19 protein-coding genes are annotated in these 21,172 nt (G+C 52.5%); 12 read left to right on the top strand and 7 right to left on the bottom strand.

Features of this window, described 5'->3' with window-relative positions; translation table 11 throughout:
- Positions 1 to 92 precede the first annotated feature (92 nt).
- Positions 93 to 1,241, top strand: a complete 1,149-nt coding sequence (gene mtlD, locus JQN59_RS00655) for a mannitol-1-phosphate 5-dehydrogenase (RefSeq protein ID WP_149607367.1) — start codon at positions 93 to 95, stop codon at positions 1,239 to 1,241.
- Entirely contained in the window at positions 1,241 to 1,828 is a 588-nt protein-coding gene (gene mtlR, locus JQN59_RS00650; RefSeq protein WP_003024179.1) for a mannitol operon repressor MtlR, read from the top strand. Before mtlD ends, mtlR begins: the two co-directional genes overlap by 1 nt.
- A gap of 12 nt (positions 1,829 to 1,840) precedes the next feature.
- Here the strand turns inward: mtlR and JQN59_RS00645 are convergent, their stop codons facing one another.
- On the bottom strand, positions 1,841 to 2,047 hold the full coding sequence (locus JQN59_RS00645; protein WP_032945348.1) for a hypothetical protein: 207 nt from the start codon (positions 2,045 to 2,047) through the stop codon (positions 1,841 to 1,843).
- A 292-nt stretch (positions 2,048 to 2,339) separates the two neighbouring features.
- On the opposite strand from JQN59_RS00645, the gene JQN59_RS00640 reads away from it, so the two are divergent.
- From JQN59_RS00640 to trmL, 7 genes are all read left to right on the top strand, one after another.
- Complete coding sequence (locus tag JQN59_RS00640; protein WP_008786458.1) at positions 2,340 to 2,702, top strand: YibL family ribosome-associated protein; 363 nt, start codon at positions 2,340 to 2,342, stop codon at positions 2,700 to 2,702.
- Positions 2,703 to 3,190: 488 nt separating this feature from the next.
- A complete protein-coding gene (locus JQN59_RS00635) occupies positions 3,191 to 3,832 on the top strand; it encodes a DUF3251 domain-containing protein (RefSeq protein ID WP_048215312.1) in 642 nt (213 codons plus the stop codon).
- A 43-nt stretch (positions 3,833 to 3,875) separates the two neighbouring features.
- On the top strand, positions 3,876 to 8,213 hold the full coding sequence (gene sadA / locus JQN59_RS00630; protein WP_204528156.1) for a trimeric autotransporter adhesin SadA: 4,338 nt from the start codon (positions 3,876 to 3,878) through the stop codon (positions 8,211 to 8,213).
- A gap of 295 nt (positions 8,214 to 8,508) precedes the next feature.
- On the top strand, positions 8,509 to 10,164 hold the full coding sequence (lldP, locus tag JQN59_RS00625; RefSeq protein WP_048215310.1) for an L-lactate permease: 1,656 nt from the start codon (positions 8,509 to 8,511) through the stop codon (positions 10,162 to 10,164).
- The gene (lldR, locus tag JQN59_RS00620; protein WP_003024170.1) at positions 10,161 to 10,937 is read left to right on the top strand and encodes a transcriptional regulator LldR; all 777 of its coding nucleotides are present in this window, start codon (positions 10,161 to 10,163) and stop codon (positions 10,935 to 10,937) included. Before lldP ends, lldR begins: the two co-directional genes overlap by 4 nt.
- Positions 10,934 to 12,124 carry an FMN-dependent L-lactate dehydrogenase LldD gene (gene lldD, locus JQN59_RS00615; protein WP_008786460.1) on the top strand — a complete coding sequence of 397 codons (1,191 nt, stop codon included), beginning with the start codon at positions 10,934 to 10,936 and terminating at the stop codon, positions 12,122 to 12,124. The genes lldR and lldD overlap by 4 nt, the downstream gene beginning before the upstream one ends.
- 40 nt (positions 12,125 to 12,164) lie before the next feature.
- Positions 12,165 to 12,638, top strand: a complete 474-nt coding sequence (gene trmL, locus JQN59_RS00610) for a tRNA (uridine(34)/cytosine(34)/5-carboxymethylaminomethyluridine(34)-2'-O)-methyltransferase TrmL (protein ID WP_204528155.1) — start codon at positions 12,165 to 12,167, stop codon at positions 12,636 to 12,638.
- A 181-nt stretch (positions 12,639 to 12,819) separates the two neighbouring features.
- Here trmL and cysE read toward each other — a convergent pair whose 3' ends face one another.
- The 5 genes from cysE to JQN59_RS00585 all read right to left on the bottom strand — a co-directional run bounded on the left by cysE (position 12,820) and on the right by JQN59_RS00585 (position 15,987).
- Positions 12,820 to 13,641 (bottom strand): serine O-acetyltransferase, encoded by an 822-nt coding sequence (cysE, locus tag JQN59_RS00605; RefSeq protein WP_003024160.1) that lies wholly within the window; start codon positions 13,639 to 13,641, stop codon positions 12,820 to 12,822.
- Between the two features lie 77 nt (positions 13,642 to 13,718).
- The gene (gene gpsA, locus JQN59_RS00600) at positions 13,719 to 14,738 is read right to left on the bottom strand and encodes an NAD(P)H-dependent glycerol-3-phosphate dehydrogenase (protein ID WP_149607890.1); all 1,020 of its coding nucleotides are present in this window, start codon (positions 14,736 to 14,738) and stop codon (positions 13,719 to 13,721) included.
- Positions 14,738 to 15,205 carry a protein-export chaperone SecB gene (gene secB, locus JQN59_RS00595; RefSeq protein WP_003024155.1) on the bottom strand — a complete coding sequence of 156 codons (468 nt, stop codon included), beginning with the start codon at positions 15,203 to 15,205 and terminating at the stop codon, positions 14,738 to 14,740. Before secB ends, gpsA begins: the two co-directional genes overlap by 1 nt.
- Positions 15,206 to 15,251: 46 nt before the next feature.
- Positions 15,252 to 15,503, bottom strand: a complete 252-nt coding sequence (gene grxC, locus JQN59_RS00590; protein WP_003024152.1) for a glutaredoxin 3 — start codon at positions 15,501 to 15,503, stop codon at positions 15,252 to 15,254.
- A 52-nt stretch (positions 15,504 to 15,555) separates the two neighbouring features.
- The gene (locus tag JQN59_RS00585) at positions 15,556 to 15,987 is read right to left on the bottom strand and encodes a rhodanese-like domain-containing protein (protein WP_003024148.1); all 432 of its coding nucleotides are present in this window, start codon (positions 15,985 to 15,987) and stop codon (positions 15,556 to 15,558) included.
- Positions 15,988 to 16,236: 249 nt separating this feature from the next.
- Here JQN59_RS00585 and gpmM point away from each other — a divergent pair, with 249 nt between their 5' ends.
- From gpmM to JQN59_RS00570, 3 genes are read left to right on the top strand one after another with little or no spacing between them, the layout of a single operon-like run.
- Positions 16,237 to 17,781, top strand: coding sequence for a 2,3-bisphosphoglycerate-independent phosphoglycerate mutase (gene gpmM, locus JQN59_RS00580; RefSeq protein ID WP_048216378.1), 1,545 nt, complete (start codon positions 16,237 to 16,239; stop codon positions 17,779 to 17,781).
- A 33-nt stretch (positions 17,782 to 17,814) separates the two neighbouring features.
- The gene (envC, locus tag JQN59_RS00575) at positions 17,815 to 19,074 is read left to right on the top strand and encodes a murein hydrolase activator EnvC (RefSeq protein WP_231587333.1); all 1,260 of its coding nucleotides are present in this window, start codon (positions 17,815 to 17,817) and stop codon (positions 19,072 to 19,074) included.
- Between the two features lie 3 nt (positions 19,075 to 19,077).
- A complete protein-coding gene (locus JQN59_RS00570) occupies positions 19,078 to 20,013 on the top strand; it encodes a divergent polysaccharide deacetylase family protein (protein ID WP_204528154.1) in 936 nt (311 codons plus the stop codon).
- Here the strand turns inward: JQN59_RS00570 and JQN59_RS00565 are convergent, their stop codons facing one another.
- Positions 20,014 to 21,051, bottom strand: a complete 1,038-nt coding sequence (locus JQN59_RS00565) for a glycosyltransferase (RefSeq protein WP_048215306.1) — start codon at positions 21,049 to 21,051, stop codon at positions 20,014 to 20,016.
- Positions 21,052 to 21,172: the final 121 nt, after the last annotated feature.

Raw genomic sequence — 21,172 nt, 5'->3', positions numbered from 1 at the left:
TCTCCCTTGTGGAGAGGGTTAGGTTGAGGGGAAATCAATGCAGTCCCTCACCCCAGCCCTCTTGGGTAAAAACATTAATGAAGGTTAATACTATGAAAGCATTACATTTTGGCGCAGGTAATATCGGTCGTGGCTTTATCGGCAAACTGCTGGCGGACGCGGGGATACAGCTGACGTTCGCGGATGTAAATCAGGTCGTGCTCGATGCCCTGAATGCCCGTCATAGCTATCAGGTTCATGTCGTGGGTGAAAACGAGCAGATTGATACCGTCTCTGGCGTCAACGCCGTGAGCAGCATCTGCGATGATGTTGTTGAACTGATTGCCCACGTAGATTTAGTCACTACCGCCGTCGGTCCGGTTGTGCTTGAGCGTATCGCTCCAGCCATCGCCAAAGGACTGGTTAAACGCAAGGCGCAGGGCATCGCTACTCCGCTAAATATCATCGCTTGTGAAAACATGGTGCGCGGAACGACCCAGTTGAAAGGCCATGTAATGAACGCGTTAGCAGATGAAGATAAAGCCTGGGTTGAAGAACATGTTGGCTTTGTCGATTCTGCCGTGGACCGCATTGTTCCGCCTTCGGCTTCAGCAACCAACGATCCGCTGGAAGTTACCGTCGAAACCTTCAGTGAGTGGATTGTCGACAAAACACAGTTCAAAGGTGAACTGCCAAACATCCCAGGAATGGAATTAACTGATAACCTGATGGCATTTGTCGAACGTAAACTCTTCACGCTGAACACCGGGCATGCTATAACCGCGTACCTCGGAAAATTGACCGGTCATCAAACCATCCGTGACGCGATTCTCGACGAGAAAATCCGCGCAGTGGTAAAAGGTGCGATGGAAGAGAGCGGCGCGGTACTGATCAAACGCTATGGCTTTGATGCAGCAAAACATGCGGCATACATTCAGAAAATCCTCGGTCGTTTTGAAAACCCGTATCTGAAAGATGACGTTGAGCGCGTGGGTCGTCAGCCGCTGCGTAAACTTAGCGCTGGCGACCGCCTGATTAAACCACTGCTGGGTACGCTGGAGTATGGTTTGCCGCATGCGAATCTGGTTACCGGTATTGCGGCAGCGATGCACTATCGCAGCGAAGAAGATCCGCAGGCACAGGAACTGGCCGCGCTGATTGACGAAAAAGGCCCACAGGCCGCGCTGGCGCAAGTTTCCGGGCTGGATGCCAATAGTGATGTCGTGCTTGAGGCTGTTAACGCGTATAACGCAAAGAAATGATGCAGGACCTGGCGCAGGATATCCTGCGCCTGAATAATAGATTGTCAGATATGCAGGCAATAATGGAACAAACGCAGGCCTTTGAAAATCGTGTGCTTGAGCGTCTGAATGCTGGCAAAACCGTACGCAGCTTCCTCATCACCGCCGTAGAACTGCTCACCGAGGCGGTGAATATCCTTGTGCTTCAGGTATTTCGCAAAGACGACTATGCGGTGAAATACGCCGTAGAACCGCTGCTCGACGGCGATGGTCCGTTGGGCGATCTTTCTGTTCGTCTGAAGTTAATCTACGGCCTGGGCGTACTCAGTCGCCCGGAGTATGAAGATGCTGAGCTGCTGATGGCGCTGCGGGAGGAGCTGAATCACGACGGCAACGAATACGCATTCACCGACGACGAAATTCTTGGACCGTTTGGTGAACTTCACTGCGTGACGGCACTCCCGCCGCCACCCCAGTTTGATACCTCAGACTCTGGTTTGCATGCCATGCAGATCCAGCGTTACCAGCAGATGGTTCGATCCACCATGGTCCTTTCCCTGACCGAGCTGATTTCTAAAATCAGCTTAAAAAAAGCCTTTCAAAAATAAGACGATGTTTGCTTATTTCTCTTCCTGCTGCGGTCGATACAGTTGCCGATAGTACGCCAGACGTTGCAGATACAGCTGCGCGTTTTCCTGCGGTATTTCTGAAGGGACAACGTTGCGCGGCGGTGTTTTATTCAAATATTCGCGAAAAGCCTGGCTTGAAGCCATAAAATCGACAGTTTTATCAATCAGGATTGAAACGTTCTCACCTATTTTCGCCATAATCTTCCCTCCTCCATGTATTAACCGCGCTCAGCCTGTGCGGTTGATCATTTAAGTTTAGGATCAGTTTGGTGTTTATATTGAGGAAAACGTGCTTCACCACGAACACGCCAATAAAAAGCACCACGGCCGATCTTATCGCTTAAAATTCCTTGTTAATCAATGTAGTAACATTATCATTAGCTAATTAATACTTACGGTATTTGATTATTTATCTTCGAGCAGTTGTGAATAATCCCGCTCTGCGCGCATACTATAGGGCATTCATCCTATTTTTATCAGAAGCTATCCTATGAAAGAAGTCGAAAAAAACGAAATTAAACGCCTGAGCGATCGTCTGGACGCTATTCGTCACCAGCAGGCAGACCTGTCCCTGGTTGAAGCCGCCGACAAATACGCCGAGCTGGAAAAAGAGAAAGAAACTCTGGAAGCCGAGATCGCACGCCTGCGTGAAGTTCACGGCCAGAAGCTGAGCAAAGAAGCGCAAAAGCTGACAAAACTTCCGTTCCGTCGGGCCATCACCAAAAAAGAGCAGGCTGACATGGGCAAACTGAAGAAAAGCGTGCGCGGCCTGATCGTCGTCCACCCGATGACCGAGCTTGGCCGTGAAATGGGTCTGAAAGAGATGACGGGCTTCGCGAAGAGCGAGTTCTAAACACTCCCGCATCACAGGCTCTCAAGACACCCGCCGTACGACGGGTGTCTTGAGAGCATCGGGCTATATTCTGAATTTTTTCTTGGAAATATTTACACCGCTTATATACAAGTTCATTTTTAACGGCAATTCCTGCTTTTCAGGAAAAAAACTCCACCATCATGTCCGTTTATATTTATACAATGAATTTTTTCATCCTCTTTTCTCATGACCCGCAGAATATAATTGACCCACAAAATTAAATAACATTATCATCCATAAAACAATGCCTCTATACATAAATATTATGATTATATTTTTATAAGGCATTGCTATGGGTAATTAATAAAGAACGTCGGGTACTTGCACAATTCCATAGAAACAATGAATATTTTCATTATAACCATACATTAATGGGTTATTGGCAATGCCCGCAGAATGGTGAGTTAGCTGAATAAATAACAGGTTAGCTATTTACACCATATAAATTACAAATAAGGATATTTTATATGAACAATAATGGAAAATTTGTTCCCCTGCTTGTTTTAGGATTCACATTCTTGTTATCAGGTTGTGATTACTTTGCAGATAAACACCTTGTCGAAGAACTAAAAAAACAGCAAAAAGAACAAGAAGCAAAGATAGACCTATTAGAAAAACAACAAACTACACTTATCCAGGCGACCCAAAAGGTCGCTGAAGTCGTTGGCCGCATTGAACGCAAACAACGACTATTCGACTACACAGAACTGGACCCATCACAAACGCACTATTTTATTATTAACAACGGCAATATTGGATTAGCCGGGCGTATTTTATCTATTGAGCCAATAGATGATGGAAGTGTTATTCATCTTGATTTGGTTAACTTACTCAGCGTTCCCGTATCAAACCTGGCGTTTAATATGACGTGGGGTACGAAAAAACCTTCCGAGGCAAAAGATCTGCCTCGCTGGCGACAACTCCTGCTCAACACGAAAATGGATTCGACAATCGAACTCTTACCGGGAGCATGGACAAATGTCACGCTGACATTAAAAGGCGTATCGCCCAATAATCTTAAGTATCTAAAAATAGGCATCAACATGAAGAATGTTATCTTCGAAAGCATACAACCTATTAAAGATACAAAAAAGAAGCAAAAAAAATAATAGCCATTGTTACAACTATTTTAGAAAAGGAAAGCACTTATCCATGAACAAAATATTTAAAGTCCTCTGGAATGCCGCTACGGGAACATTTATTGTCACCAGCGAAACCGCAAAAAGCCGCGGAAAAAAAAGCGGCCGCAGAAAGCTGGCGGTTTCCGCACTCATCAGCCTTAGCGGTATTATGATCTCAGCGGATGCGCTGGCCAACGCAGGGAACGATACTGGCAGCGGTGTTACTGTATCCGGTACAACGGGAACAGGGTGGATTGCAATTGGTACCGCTGCCACAGCCAATACTTACACCAACGAAGATGGCGCAAGCGCCGCAATGGGTTATAACGCCTCTGCGATGGGGAAATGGAGTACCGCCATTGGTTCATACAGCCAATCCTCCGGCGACTCTTCGCTAGCGCTTGGCGTAAAATCGGTTTCTGCCGGTGACCGGGCCATTGCAATGGGAGCCTCTTCCTCGGCCAGTGGAAGTTATTCGATGGCAATGGGTGTTTATGCCGATTCGAGCGGTGCAAAATCGGTTGCATTAGGTAATAAAGCCACTGCGAGCGGAATAACTTCCGTTGCACTAGGTAATCAATCCACTGCGAGCGGCGACGACAGTGCTGCATTTGGTAATGGCGCAAAAGCGATAGGCACCAACTCAGTTGCCCTTGGCACTGGCTCTACCGCCCTGGAAGACAATTCCGTCGCCGTGGGTAACAGCACCACTCAACGGCAGATCACCTATGTTGCTAAAGGCGACATCAATTCCAGCAGTACCGATGCCGTCACAGGTTCGCAAATTTATTCTTTAAGTCAATCTGTCGCCGATCGACTCGGCGGAGGGGCTTCTGTTAATTCTGATGGTACGGTGAATGCCCCTCTCTACGAGGTGGGCACTGGCATCTACAATAACGTAGGCAGTGCATTAAGCGCACTTAACACTTCTATCACTAACACAGATGCCTCTGTCGCAGGATTAGCCGAAGACGCGCTGTTATGGGATGACAGCACTAGCGCCTTTAGCGCTAAGCACAACGGAAGCGCCAGTAAGATCACCAATCTGGCGGCGGGCACCCTGGCCGCGGACAGCACCGATGCCGTTAACGGCTCCCAGTTGTTTGATACAAATGAGAAAGTGGATCAGAACACTGCTGATATCATCGCCAACACCGACAGCATCAACCAAAACACTGCCGATATTACCGCCAATACCGACAGCATTAACCAGAACACAACCGATATCGCCGCTAATACGACCAGCATTAACCAGAACACCACTGATATCGCCACCAATACCACCAATATCAATAACCTGAGCGACTCTGTTACCACGCTCACCGATGATGCCCTGCTGTGGGATGCTGACTCTGGTGCATTCAGCGCTAACCACTCGGGAAGCGCCAGCAAGATCACCAATCTGGCGGCAGGCACCCTGGCCGCGGACAGCACCGATGCCGTTAACGGCTCCCAGCTGTTTGATACAAATGAGAAAGTGGATCAGAACACTGCTGATATCACTACCAATACCGACAGCATTAACCAGAACACAACCGATATCGCCACCAACACCACCAATATCAATAACCTGAGCGACTCTGTTACCACGCTCACCGATGATGCCCTGCTGTGGGATGCTGACTCTGGTGCATTCAGCGCTAACCACTCGGGAAGCGCCAGTAAGATCACCAATCTGGCGGCAGGCACCCTGGCCGCGGACAGCACCGATGCCGTTAACGGCTCCCAGTTGTTTGCCACCAACGAAAATGTGTCTCAGAACACCACTGATATCGCCACCAACACCACCAATATCAACAACCTGAGCGACTCAGTTACCACGCTCACCGATGATGCCCTGCTGTGGGATGCTGACTCTGGTGCATTCAGCGCTAAGCACGCGGGAAGCGCCAGCAAAATCATTAATGTCGCCGCCGGGGACCTTTCTGAAGACAGTACAGACGCGGTGAACGGCTCACAGCTGTATGAAACCAACCAGAAGGTAGATCAAAACACATCAGATATTGCAGATATCAATACGACGATCACCAATCTTGGTACCGATTCACTGAGCTGGGATGAGGAAACGAATTCGTTCTCCGCCAGCCACGGAAGTAGTACGGCAAACAAAATCACCAATGTCGCCGCCGGGGAGCTTTCTGAGAGCAGCACCGACGCGGTTAACGGTTCGCAGCTGTTCGAAACCAATGAAAAAGTGGATCAGAATACGACCGATATCGCCGCCAATACCACCAACATATCTCAGAACAGCACCGCAATTGATAACCTGAATACTTCTGTCACTGACATTAATACCTCCATTACCGGCCTCACTGATAATGCTCTGTTATGGGACGAAGACATCGGAGCTTTCAGCGCAAACCACGGTGGAAGTACCAGTAAAATCACCAATGTCGCCGCCGGGGAGCTTTCTGAGGACAGTACCGACGCGGTAAACGGCTCACAGTTGTATGAAACCAACCAGAAGGTAGATCAAAACACCTCTGCTATCGCGGATATCAATACGTCCATCACCAACCTTGGTACCGATGCACTGAGCTGGGATGACGAAGAGGGTGCGTTCAGCGCCAGCCACGGTACCAGCGGTACCAATAAGATAACCAATGTAGCAGCAGGTGAAATCGCCAGTGACAGTACTGACGCCGTTAATGGCTCTCAGCTCTATGAAACTAACATGCTGATTTCTCAGTACAACGAATCTATTAGCCAAATAACCGGCGATACCAGCGAAACCTATATCACGGAAAATGGTACCGGCGTGAAATACATCCGCACGAATGATAGCGGGCTTGAAGGCCAGGATGCATACGCAACGGGTGACGGCGCAACAGCAGTGGGTTACAACGCCGTTGCATCCGGTGCTTCGAGCCTGGCTCTTGGAGAGAACAGCAGCAGCAGCATTGAGGGCAGCATCGCCTTGGGCAGTGGCTCCAGCTCTAACCGCGCTATTACAACCGGTATACAAGCAACGAGTGTAACAAGCGATGGCGTCGTCATTGGTTACGATACAACAGACAGAGAGTTGCTGGGCGCGTTGTCATTGGGGACGGATGGAGAAAGCTATCGTCAAATTACCAACGTTGCGGACGGCTCTGAAGCGCAAGATGCAGTAACAGTTCGTCAGTTACAAAATGCCATTGGTGCGGTCGCCACTACACCGACCAAGTACTACCACGCAAACTCAACGGAAGAAGATTCACTGGCTGTCGGGACTGACTCACTGGCAATGGGTGCGAAAACCATCGTCAATGCTGATGCAGGTATTGGTATTGGTCTGAATACACTGGTGATGGCTGATGCCATCAACGGTATTGCTATCGGTTCTAACGCACGCGCCAACCATGCAAACAGTATTGCAATGGGTAATGGTTCTCAGACCACTCGCGGCGCACAGACTGACTACACCGCCTACAACATGGACGCACCGCAGAACTCTGTCGGTGAGTTCTCTGTCGGCAGTGAAGACGGTCAACGTCAGATCACTAACGTCGCGGCGGGTTCGGCAGACACCGATGCCGTAAACGTTGGTCAATTGAAAGTCACCGACAGCCACGTTGCCGCAAATACCGAAAGCATCAATAACCTGAACACGCAGGTGAGTAGTCTTGATACCCGCGTCACCAATATCGAAAACTCTGTCGGCGATATTGTCACTACCGGGAGCACCAAGTACTTCAAGACCAACACCGATGGCGTAGATGCAAATGCCCAAGGTACGGACAGCGTCGCGATAGGTTCCGGATCTATTGCGGCTGCTGAAAACAGCGTGGCGTTAGGTACAAATTCAGTCGCAGATGAAGCGAATACGGTGTCTGTCGGTTCCTCGACTCAACAACGTCGTATTACCAATGTTGCCGCAGGGGTGAACAACACTGACGCGGTTAATGTGGCGCAACTGAAAGCCTCAGAAGCAGGTTCCGTTCGTTATGAAACCAATACCGATGGCTCGGTTAACTACAGTGTGCTCAACCTGGGAGACGGGAGTGGCGGTACCACTCGGATCGGCAATGTTTCAGCGGCGGTGAACGATACGGATGCGGTGAACTATGCGCAATTGAAACGCAGCGTAGAAGAAGCAAACACCTATACCGATCAAAAAATGGGTGAAATGAACAGTAAAATCAAAGGAGTAGAAAACAAGATGAGCGGCGGTATTGCCTCAGCAATGGCCATGGCTGGTCTTCCACAAGCTTACGCACCGGGAGCCAACATGACCTCGATTGCTGGGGGTACGTTTAATGGTGAAAGTGCCGTCGCCATTGGTGTCTCCATGGTAAGTGAAAGCGGGGGCTGGGTGTATAAATTGCAAGGAACCAGCAACAGCCAGGGCGATTACTCTGCAGCCATTGGTGCTGGCTTCCAGTGGTAATGAAGTAACAATACTCCCGACATCAAAGGCAATGGCATCATGCCATTGCCTTTTCACTTCTCTTTGTTGCCCTCACCCCTCAATTGGCCCTACCAATTTTAGCCAGATCATACCAACACCTCACATTTCATTAAAATGTGAGTACAATACCGTTGCCAATAAATAACATTTGATTAACCATTCATTGTCATTACCCCTACACAACAATATTGGCAGGGCCACTTTTACACATAGTGTGACGAAGATTTGAGCAAAGACTCATTCCATTATGTCGGCGGCCCCCAGGAGACCTGCAATGAATCTCTGGCAACAGAACTACGACCCGGCCGGTAATATCTGGCTTTCCAGCCTGATCGCATCGCTCCCTATCCTGTTTTTTTTCTTCGCCCTGATTAAGCTCAAGCTGAAAGGCTATGTTGCGGCGTCCTGGACGGTGGTGATTGCTCTGGCAGTCGCCCTGCTGTTTTACAAAATGCCGGTCGATCACGCGCTGGCATCCGTAGTGTACGGTTTCTTCTACGGTCTGTGGCCAATTGCCTGGATCATTATCGCCGCGGTATTCGTCTATAAAATCTCGGTGAAGACCGGACAGTTCGACATTATCCGATCATCGATACTCTCGATTACCCCAGACCAGCGTCTGCAAATGCTGATTGTCGGTTTCTCCTTTGGGGCATTCCTCGAAGGAGCAGCAGGCTTCGGTGCTCCGGTAGCGATTACCGCCGCACTGCTGGTTGGTCTTGGCTTTAACCCGCTGTATGCGGCAGGTTTGTGCCTGATCGTAAATACCGCGCCGGTCGCTTTTGGCGCAATGGGCATTCCGATTCTGGTTGCCGGTCAGGTTACCGGACTGGACAGCTTCGAGATTGGCCAGATGGTAGGTCGTCAACTGCCGTTCCTGACCATTATCGTGCTGTTCTGGATTATGGCGATTATGGATGGCTGGCGTGGTGTCAAAGAAACCTGGCCTGCGGTGATGGTCGCTGGCGGCTCGTTTGCTATCGCACAGTACCTCAGCTCTAACTTTATCGGGCCGGAACTGCCGGACATCATCTCTTCTCTGGTCTCACTGGTGTGTCTGACGCTGTTCCTGAAACGCTGGCAGCCGGTACGCATCTTCCGTTTTGGCGATATGGGCGCTTCGCAGGTCGATATGGATCTGTCACGCACCCGCTACACCGCTGGGCAGGTGGTACGCGCCTGGTCACCGTTCCTGTTCCTGACCGCTACCGTCACGCTGTGGAGCATACCGCCGTTTAAAGCGCTGTTTGCGCCAGGCGGCGCGATGTACCACTGGGTGGTCAATATTCCGGTTCCGTTCCTCGACAAGCTGGTTGCCCGTATGCCACCGGTCGTACACGAAGCTACAGCCTACGCGGCGGTGTACAAATTTGACTGGTTCTCCGCGACCGGTACCGCAATACTGTTTGCCGCCCTGCTGTCTATCGTCTGGCTGAAAATGAAGCCATCTGCTGCGCTGCAGACCTTTGGCAGCACGTTGAAAGATCTGGCGCTGCCTATCTACTCCATCGGGATGGTGCTGGCATTCGCGTTTATCTCTAACTACTCCGGGCTTTCATCCACCCTGGCACTGGCCCTGGCACATACCGGCAGCGCATTTACCTTCTTCTCGCCGTTCCTTGGCTGGCTGGGGGTATTCCTGACCGGGTCCGACACCTCATCAAACGCATTGTTCGCCGCCCTGCAGGCCACGGCCGCTCAGCAAATCGGCGTTTCGGATGTGCTGATGGTGGCCGCAAATACCACCGGCGGCGTGACCGGCAAGATGATCTCTCCGCAATCTATCGCAATCGCCTGTGCGGCAGTGGGATTAGTGGGGAAAGAGTCTGATCTGTTCCGCTTTACCGTGAAGCACAGTCTGATTTTCACCTGCATGGTGGGTGTGATTACCACGCTGCAGGCCTATGTCTTAACCTGGATGATTCCATGATAGTGATGCCCAGACGCCTGTCAGACGAAGTCGCATCTCGTGTGCGGGCGCTGATTGAAGAACAACAGCTGGAGGCGGGCATGAAGTTGCCCGCTGAGCGCCAACTGGCCGTACAGCTCGGCGTATCGCGCAACTCGCTGCGCGAGGCGCTGGCGAAACTGGTGAGCGAAGGCGTGTTGATTAGCCGTCGTGGCGGCGGGACGTTTATCCGCTGGCAGCATGAGGCCTGGTCTGAACAAAACATCGTTCAGCCGCTGAAAACTCTGCTGGCGGACGACCCTGATTACAGTTTCGATATTCTGGAAGCCCGCCACGCCATCGAAGCCAGCACCGCCTGGCATGCAGCTATGCGTGCCACTGCTGCCGACAAAGAGAAGATCAGACTCTGTTTCGAGGCCACACAAAGCGAAGATCCAGATCTCGCCTCGCAGGCAGACGTTCGCTTTCATCTCGCCATTGCGGAAGCCTCGCACAACGTGGTGCTGTTACAGACCATGCGCGGTTTCTTCGACGTATTGCAGTCTTCGGTGAAACAGAGCCGCCAGCGTATGTACCTTGTGCCGCCCGTATTTTCGCAACTGACGGCGCAGCATCAGGCCGTCCTGGATGCGATTGTTGCCGGAGATGCCGACGGAGCGCGTAAAGCAATGATGGCGCACCTCAGTTTTGTCCATACCACGATTAAACGATTTGATGAAGATCAGGCCCGCCAGGCGCGTATCACCCGCCTGCCCGGTGACCCTGGTGAGAATAGCAGGGAGAACAACACATGATTATTTCAGCAGCCAGCGACTATCGTGCCGCAGCCCAGCGCATCCTACCCCCCTTCTTGTTCCACTATATAGACGGAGGGGCGTATGCAGAGCACACTCTGCGCCGTAACGTGGCAGACCTGTCAGAGGTGGCGCTGCGCCAGCGCGTGCTGAAGAATATGTCCGACCTGAGCCTGGAGACAAAGCTGTTCAACGAAACGCTCTCCATGCCGGTGGCCCTTGCACCTGTCGGTCTGTGCGGCATGTACGCGCGCCGGGGCGAAGTTCAGGCCGCCGCCGCCGCTGATGCCAAAGGCATTCCGTTTACGCTTTCCACGGTATCCGTATGTCCGATTGAAGAAGTCGCCCCAACCATCAAGCGTCCAATGTGGTTTCAGCTATATGTTCTGCGCGATCGTGGCTTTATGCGCAACGCGCTGGAACGCGCCAAAGCGGCGGGCTGCTCTACGCTGGTCTTTACCGTCGATATGCCAACACCGGGTGCACGCTACCGTGACGCCCATTCCGGGATGAGCGGCCCAAATGCCGCACTGCGCCGCTACTGGCAGGCAGTCACCCATCCACAGTGGGCATGGGACGTTGGCCTGAACGGTCGCCCACATGATTTAGGTAATATCTCGACTTATCTTGGTAAACCTACCGGTCTTGAGGATTACATCGGCTGGCTGGCGAATAACTTCGATCCGTCGATTTCCTGGAAAGACCTCGAGTGGATCCGCGAATTCTGGGATGGCCCGATGGTGATCAAAGGGATCCTCGATCCCGAAGATGCCCGAGACGCCGTACGCTTTGGCGCGGATGGTATTGTTGTCTCTAACCACGGTGGCCGCCAGTTAGACGGCGTGCTGTCTTCTGCTCGCGCGCTGCCCGCCATTGCCGATGCAGTAAAAGGCGATATCACCATTCTGGCAGATAGTGGGATCCGCAACGGTCTGGACGTCGTACGTATGATTGCGCTGGGCGCGGATAGTGTTCTGCTGGGACGTGCTTATCTGTACGCGCTGGCCACCCACGGTCAGGCCGGGGTGGCGAATCTACTAAATCTGATCGAGAAAGAGATGAAGGTGGCAATGACCCTGACCGGTGCAAAATCGATTAGCGAAATCAGCCGTGATTCGCTGGTACAAGAACTGGGTAAACAGGTGGCTGACTACCCGATGCAGCCCAAACGTGGAAATGCGGCGTAAACGTTAATTTGCTATGCTGCCCCGTACTTAAGGGGGCAGCATGCTAAACATCGTTTTATTCGAACCAGAAATCCCGCCAAATACCGGCAATATTATCCGTCTTTGCGCCAACACCGGCTTTCGTCTGCATATTATTGAGCCAATGGGCTTTACCTGGGACGACAAGCGCCTGCGTCGCGCGAGGCTGGATTACCATGAATTTGCCGCCGTGCAACGCCACCCTGATTACGCCGCCTTCGTCGCCGCAGAAAATCCGCAACGTCTGTTTGCCCTGACCACCAAAGGTACGCCAGCGCATAGCGCGGTAAGCTATCAGGATGGGGATTATCTGATGTTTGGCCCGGAAACTCGCGGTCTGCCAGCCAGCATCCTCGACGCGCTGCCTGCCGAACAAAAAATTCGTATTCCGATGATGCCGGACAGTCGCAGCATGAACCTGTCGAATGCGGTGTCGGTGGTGGTGTATGAGGCCTGGCGCCAGTTAGGTTATCCCGGCGCGATATTGCGTAGTTGATTTTTGTCGGATGGCGGCTGACGCCTTATCCGACCTACGAAAGAATTTACCGTTATTTTTCGAGCGTTATCGGCGCAGTCAGGTTGGACACGGACTGCACGCAGCCACCGGAGCGTACACGTAGTACGTGAGGATGGCGAGCACAGCCCGGGTTCAAGATGACAAGTAAGATAGCTCGAAATCAGATGCCATCGCCGTATTCGAACGTATGATGTATCCCGTTGAAATGCTGATCCATATCCATGGACGGTTTATCGCTGTCTGGCTTACCGACGATGCGCGCCGGTACGCCTGCGGCGGTGGTATGCGGCGGTACGGGCTGTAGCACGACCGAACCTGCGCCAATCTTCGCGCCGCGCCCGACTTCAATGTTGCCGAGAATTTTTGCTCCCGCGCCGATCATCACGCCTTCACGAATTTTCGGGTGGCGGTCACCGCCGGCTTTACCGGTCCCACCCAGCGTGACGGATTGCAGAATAGAGACATCGTTTTCAATCACCGCGGTTTCACCGACCACAATGCCGGTGGCGTGATCGAGCATAATCCCACGGCCAATTTTTGCCGCCGGATGAATGTCAACCTGGAAGGTAACGGACACCTGATTTTGCAGAAAGATCGCCAGCGCCTGACGCCCCTGATGCCACAGCCAGTGACCGATACGGTAGGCCTGAAGCGCATGAAAGCCCTTCAGATACAGCAGTGGAGTGGAATATTTATCTACAGCCGGGTCACGCGTGCGTACTGCCTGAATATCGCAGGCCGCTGAGGCAATCATTTCAGGATCGGCCGCGTAGGCCTCTTCTACGACTTCGCGAATCGCAATGGCGGGCATGATTGGAGAAGCGAGTTTATTCGCCAGCATATAGCTTAGCGCACTGCCGAGATTTTCATGCTTGAGCAGCGTTGCGTGGTAAAAACTGGCCAGCATTGGCTCACATTCCGCCAGTGCCCGGGCTTCCGCTTTAATGTTTTTCCAGACGATATCCAGTTCTTCACACGGCATTGCGTACTCCAGAAGGTAGCAAAACGACCGATCCGTTCTTCGCGGATCGGGTCGTTATATTCAACAGTTCCTTACAGCTAGTGGCGACTCAGCTCGTCCTTGCGTGCACGGCCTAATAACGTCAATGCTGCCTCGCGCGCGTTTTTTCCGCAATACAATACTTGATAAATTTCCTCGGTTATTGGCATCTCAACACCAAAACGGTGCGCCAATTCACGAACTTCTTTCGTATTGCGATAGCCTTCAACCACTTGGCCAATCTTGTCCTGCGCACCCTGCACGTCCATCCCCTGGCCGAGCATCATGCCAAAACGACGGTTGCGCGACTGGTTGTCGGTACAGGTCAGCACCAGATCGCCTAAACCCGCCATCCCCATAAAGGTGGCAGGATCGGCCCCCAGCGCCGCACCAAGACGAGACATTTCGGTCAGCCCACGGGTGATCAATGCGGTTCGTGCATTCGCGCCAAAACCGATGCCGTCAGACATCCCCGCACCAATGGCAATGACGTTTTTCACCGCGCCGCCAAGCTGCACGCCAATGAAATCCGGGTTGCTATAAACGCGGAAGCTTTTGCCGCAGTGCAGCAACTGCTGGAGATCGTCAGCAAAATTGTCGTCCGTCGAGGCCAGAGAAATCGCCGTCGGCATGCCCGCAGCCAGCTCTTTGGCGAACGTCGGGCCGGAAATAACCGCCAGTGGAATTGAGTCCCCCAGCGCTTCACGCGCGACGTCCTGCAGCAGACGCCCTGTTTCCGCTTCCAGACCTTTTGTCGCCCAGACCAGTCGTGCGTCAGGACGCATCAATGGTTTGATGTTACGCAGCACTTCGCCAAAGACGTGGCTCGGCACCACCACCAGAATATTACGACTGGCGGCCAGTGCAGTGGCTAAATCACTTTCCAGGCGCAGCGTGTCGGGAAAAGGCACATCAGGAAGGAACGCGACGTTGCAGCGATCGTGCTCGAGAGTCGCGATATGTTTAGGATCATGGCCCCACAGGACAACCTGATGGCCATTTCTTGCCAGGGTGATGGCAAGAGCGGTGCCGTACGAGCCGGCACCAATCACAGTCATTGAAGCATTACTTTGGTTCATCAGGCATCCTGATGTTCTTCAGTACCTTCGCCAGCCTGCTGCTGTAAATAGTTCATGAACAGCGCATCAAAGTTGACCGGCGCAAGGTTCAGTTGCGGGAACGTACCGCGTGAAACCAGGCTGGTGATGCATTCGCGGGCATACGGGAACAGAATGTTCGGGCAGTATGCGCCCAAGCAATGCGCCATCTGAGTCCCTTCAATACCACTGATGGAGAAAATACCGCCCTGCTGAACTTCGCACAGGAACGCAGTTTCTTCACCCAGGGAAGCCGTTACGGTGACACGCAGCACTACTTCATACACGTCATCTGCCAGTTGGGTAGATGCGGTATCAAGATCCAGTTTAACCTCTGGCTGCCAATCTTTCTGGAAAACATGCGGTGCATTTGGCGCTTCGAAAGACACATCCTTGGTATAAATACGTTGGATCTGGAAAGCCATTTCAGTGTTATTTTGTTCTGACATGTTGAGAAAACCCTTTAGTGTTGTCCTTTAAATACTTCGGTACGCCTTAACGCAGCAGCGGATCCAGTCCACCACGCGCATCCAACGCATACAAGTCGTCACAACCACCAATGTGCTGTGCATCAATAAAAATCTGCGGAACCGTAGTACGGCCACTGCGCTTGATCATTTCTTCACGCTTCACGGCATCGCCGTCAATCGGAAGCTCCTGGAAACTCACACCCTTGCTGTTCAGGAGCGCCTTTGCGCGATGGCAAAACGGGCAGGTTGCTTTGGTATAGATCTCAATATTGGCCATGACTTATCTCCAGTGTTCTTTTTACCCTGCGGCATGAAAGAAGACGGGTAAATTACTTGCCGCGAACCAGTGGCAGATTCTCACCACTCCAGCCCGCTACGCCATCTTTCAGTACAGACACCTGCTCAAAACCGGCTTTGATCAGCGCAGTTGCTGAATCCTGGCACTGCATGCCTGAACCATCAACCACAATCACAGGTTTGTTTTTGTGTTTTTCCAGTTCGCCAAAGTTGTTGGCTTTGATTTCGCTCGGCAGCAGGTTAGTGGAGCCTGCGATATGGCCTTTGCGGAAGTCGTCGCGCTGACGTAAATCCACGACAACGGCGTCTTCTTTATTGATGAGACGTGTGGCTTCTCCGCGCGTAATCACCTTCACTTTGGAAGTCAGGCTCTTAAACGTGGTAAATAATACAGCCGCCAGTAACGCAATCCAGGCGATACTCAATACAGGGTGGCGACTAACAAATTGCATAATTTCTTGCATGGGGGGTAACAACTCCCGACTCAGTGATTAAAAAAACCAGGAAAGGAGTATACCTGCGCGTTGGCGCAAATACAGCCAGAGCGTGCATTGGATTGCATTTTTGCGGGGCGCTACGGAAAAAAAAACCTAAAACCACGCCCTCTGCGGCGCGCTCTGGTCGATTATTTGATCTTCCGGGGCTACTTTATCGATTCAGCTGTAGTAAAATTACGCAATTATTTTTTATCTATTAAGTGTGAGGTTGTCGCAATGTCGGTTTCTAAAAAACCTATGGTACTGGTGATTCTGGATGGCTACGGCTATCGCGAAGACAGCCAGGATAACGCCATTTTTAGTGCTAAAACCCCGGTAATGGATGCCCTGTGGGCAAAACGTCCGCATACCCTGATTGATGCGTCTGGCCTGGAAGTTGGCCTGCCCGATCGCCAGATGGGCAACTCCGAAGTCGGTCACGTCAACCTGGGCGCGGGCCGTATCGTGTATCAGGACCTGACCCGTCTGGATGTAGAAATTAAAGAGCGTACTTTCTTCGCTAACCCGGTGCTGACCAATGCGGTCGACCAGGCAAAAAATAGCGGCAAAGCGGTTCACATCATGGGTCTGCTCTCTGCGGGCGGTGTTCACAGCCACGAAGATCACATCATGGCGATGGTAGAAATGGCTGCTGAACGCGGGGCTGAGAAAATCTATCTGCACGCTTTCCTTGATGGCCGTGATACCCCGCCGCGCAGCGCTGAACATTCACTGCAGAAATTCGAAGAGAAATTTGCCGCGCTGGGCAAAGGCCGCGTAGCGTCCATCATTGGTCGTTACTACGCTATGGACCGCGACAACCGTTGGGATCGCGTTGAACAGGCTTATGACCTGATGACGCTGGCAAAAGGTGAGTTCCAGTTCGCTACAGCGGTTGAAGGCCTGCAGGCTGCTTATGCCCGCGACGAAAACGACGAATTCGTGAAAGCGACCGTGATCCGTGCTGAAGGCCAGGCTGAAGCCGCCATGGAAGACGGCGATACGCTGATTTTCATGAACTTCCGTGCTGACCGTGCGCGTGAAATCACTCGTGCGTTTGTTAATGCTGATTTCGACGGCTTCGCCCGTAAGAAAGTCGTTAACCTCAACTTTGTGATGCTGACCGAATACGCGGCCGACATCAAAACTGCGGTTGCTTACCCACCAGCGTCTCTGGCTAACACCCTTGGCGAGTGGATGGCGAAGCACGACAAAACACAGCTGCGTATTTCCGAAACCGAAAAATATGCGCACGTGACCTTCTTCTTCAACGGTGGCGTAGAAGAGCCGTTCAAAGGTGAAGACCGCATCCTGATCAACTCGCCGAAAGTGGCGACCTACGATCTGCAGCCGGAGATGAGCTCTGCTGAGCTGACCGAAAAACTGGTTGCGGCGATTGAGAGCGGAAAATACGACACCATCATTTGTAACTACCCGAACGGCGACATGGTTGGTCATACCGGCGTAATGGAAGCAGCGGTTAAAGCGGTTGAAGCGCTGGATCACTGCGTTGCACAGGTCGCGAAAGCGGTTGAATCCGTTGGCGGCCAGTTGCTGATCACCGCAGACCACGGTAACGCAGAGCAGATGCGCGATCCGTCCACCGGTCAGGCGCACACTGCGCACACCAACCTGCCCGTTCCGCTGATTTATGTCGGTGGTAAGAACGTTAAAGCAGTCGAAGGCGGCAAACTTTCTGATATCGCCCCGACGATGCTGACGCTGATGGGTATGGAAATCCCGCAAGAGATGACTGGTAAGCCGCTGTTCATCGTGGAATAATCCCTCCCCATGAGGGGAAAGGCGATTAATACCATCACTCGGGCCGTGAAACCGCGTAAGTTTTCAGTCAGGCCCTTGTTCTACGCCAGCGCGCTTAGCGCTGGCGTATTGCTGTGCGCCTTTTCCGCCCACGCGGACGAACGCGACCAGCTCAAATCTATTCAGGCCGATATCGCGGCAAAAGAACGCGCGGTACGCCAACAGCAACAACAACGCGCCACCCTCCTCGCTCAGCTTAAAGCTCAGGAACAAGCCATCGCCGTTGCCGCAAGGCAGTTGCGCGAAACGCAAAACTCACTGGCGCAGCTGAATGCACAAATCGCAGAGATGAACGCAGCACTCGCGAAGCTGGAAAAACAGCGGGCCGCGCAAGAGCGCAGCCTGGCAGCGCAGCTAGACGCAGCTTTTCGCCAGGGCGAACACACCGGCATTCAGCTCATTCTTAGCGGTGAAGAAAGCCAGCGTGGGCAACGCCTGCAGGCCTATTTCGGCTATCTGAACCAGGCGCGACAGGAAACCATCGCGCAGCTGAAACAAACCCGCGAAGAGGTCGACTCGCAAAAAGCCGAGTTGGAAGATAAGCAGAGCGAACAGCAGACGCTACTGTACGAACAGCGCGCTCAGCAGGCTAAGCTGGAACAGGCACGTAACGAACGCCAGAAAACGCTTTCGAGTCTGGAATCATCGATTCAACAGGGTCAACAGCAACTGGGCGAAATGCGCGCCAACGAATCCCGTCTGCGCAACAGCATTGCTCGCGCCGAAGCCGCGGCCAAAGCGCGCGCGGAACGTGAAGCACGCGAGGCGCAGGCCGTACGTGATAAGCAGAAGGATGCGTCACGAAAAGGCTCAACCTATAAACCGACCGAAAGTGAAAAATCACTGATGTCGCGTACCGGGGGCCTGGGTTCGCCGCGCGGTCAGGCATTCTGGCCCGTTCGTGGTCCAACGTTACATCGTTATGGCGAACAGCTGCAGGGTGAGCTACGTTGGAAGGGGATGGTTATTGGCGCATCCGAAGGCACCGAAGTTAAAGCCATTGCCGATGGTCGCGTCATTCTGGCGGACTGGCTGCAGGGCTATGGCCTGGTGGTCGTCGTTGAACACGGTAAAGGCGATATGAGCCTGTACGGTTATAACCAGAGCGCACTGGTCAGCGTCGGTACGCAGGTTCGCGCCGGGCAGCCTATAGCACTTGTGGGTAGCAGCGGCGGTCAGGGCAGGCCGGCACTCTATTTTGAAATTCGTCGCCAGGGTCAGGCGGTCAATCCACAGCCGTGGTTGGGAAGATAAGTTTTGCCACAACAATTTCGTCGTCTACTACTCTCTCTCGCCAGTCTGCTGGCCTTCGCAACACCTGTATTTGCTGGCAAACTCGCCATCGTCATTGATGATTTCGGCTATCGCCCACACACTGAAAACCAGGTACTGGCGATGCCTTCTACCATCTCCGTTGCCGTTCTGCCTAACGCCCCACATGCGCGTGAAATGGCAATCAAAGCGCATAACAGCGGGCATGAAGTCTTGATCCATCTGCCAATGGCGCCGCTGAGCAAGCAGCCGTTAAAGAAAGACACGTTACGCCCTGAAATGAGCAGCGAAGAGATTGAGCGGATCATTCGTGACGCGGTAAGCAAAGTACCGAATGCGGTCGGTCTGAACAACCATATGGGCAGCGCGATGACCTCCAGTCTTTTCGGCATGCAGAAGGTGATGCAGGCGCTGGAACGCTACGACCTCTACTTCCTGGACAGCATGACCATCGGTAACAGCCAGGCAATGCGCGCAGCGTCAGGCACCGGTGTGAAGGTCATCAAACGCAAAGTCTTCCTGGATGACACGCAAAACGAAGCCGATATTCGCCGTCAGTTTAATCGTGCCGTCGAGCTTGCACGCCGCAACGGTTCCGCAATCGCCATTGGCCACCCTCACCCGTCTACGGTTCGCGTCCTGCAGCAGATGCTGTATAGCCTGCCAGCCGACATCACGCTGGTTCGCCCAAGCAGCTTGCTCAATGAACCACAGGTGGATACCTCCAAGCCAAACCTCACGCCACCGAAGAACGGTACGCCTGATGCTCCGCGTAATCCTTTCCGCGGGGTGAAATTATGCAAACCGAAACAGCCGTTAGAGCCGGTGTACGCCAGCCGCTTCTTCAGCGTGCTCGGCGAAAGCATCACCCAAAGCACGCTGGTGCAGTATATGCGCCTGCAGTGGCAGGGCTGGCAATAATCAGTCTTTACTATCCAGCGTTAAATGGGCCAGGCGGCGCGGCGTCAATGATTTATCGCGCCACTGGCTAAAACGGATAGCCCACAACAGCACCTGATAACCCAGCTTAACGCTGCAGATATTACTCACCATACGCTTGAACATACCCGATACAAATACTTCAGCAATCATGCGCTGGCGGATTTTCTCGTCCGGCTCTTTACGTATGCAATGACAAACGCGTAGCGCTTCGTAAATCACCTGCTGTTTGAATTCCGGGTAAATTGGAATGCGTCCGGCGTAGTCGTGATTCATCTTATCCAGCAGACGGGTAATTTTGATGTAGTGGCGCTGGTAAGCGAGGTTTTTCAGCCCGGTGCGCGGCAGACGGCTAACAGATGCGCCGTGCAGGAAGTATTTGTACAGCGGGACTTCCGTGTAACGCGCGCGCTTCGCATTAAACATAAACTCCGTTGTCCAGATAATATCCTGGTGGTGCAGGCCAGACAGAAAGGTCAGCCCCGCGTCGCGGATAGTCTGATGACGATAAACGCCCATCCAGACAACGTGCCGCCAACGGCGGCTGGCTAACGCTTTGCGTAACCAGTCTGGCCCGGTCATCACGCCGGTAGAACGAATACGATCGGTAGGAATGGATGCCCAGGTGTGGCCCGTCTCGGCAATACACCAGTCAGCGTTGCACTGCGCAACATCCAGGTTGTCTTTCAGCGCCATATTCATCAGCGTTTCATACATTTCCGGATAGGCAATATCATCGCCGTCTACGTACGCGATATACTCTCCCCTGGCAACTTTCATACCGGTATTGCGCGCCGCAGAAACGCCCCCATTGCGCTGGTGCAGCAGATGAACGTGCGGATAACGATCCGCATAAGACTGAGCAAGCTCCGCAGAGTTATCCGTAGAGCCATCATTAACAATAATGATCTCCAGGTTCTTCCAGGTTTGCGCAATCAGTGAATCCATACACGCAATGAACGGCTCACCCGTGTTGTAAAGCGGCATAATGACGCTCAGGAGACCAGGGGTATAGGTCATATCAAATCCTGCCAAACAGTAGAGTTATCGGCACTTTTTAGCATATTAAGCGGTAGATTTTCAGAAAAAAATATTAATTCTTTAGCGGAAAATGCACCGGGCAGGAGGAAGCAAAAAAGCC

This window comes from Citrobacter sp. B72 (genome assembly GCF_016894305.1).
In the GTDB taxonomy this organism is placed as follows: Bacteria; Pseudomonadota; Gammaproteobacteria; order Enterobacterales; family Enterobacteriaceae; genus Citrobacter; species Citrobacter portucalensis.
Note: the sequence above shows the minus strand (reverse complement) of the source record. Positions and strands in the feature narration are given on the sequence as shown.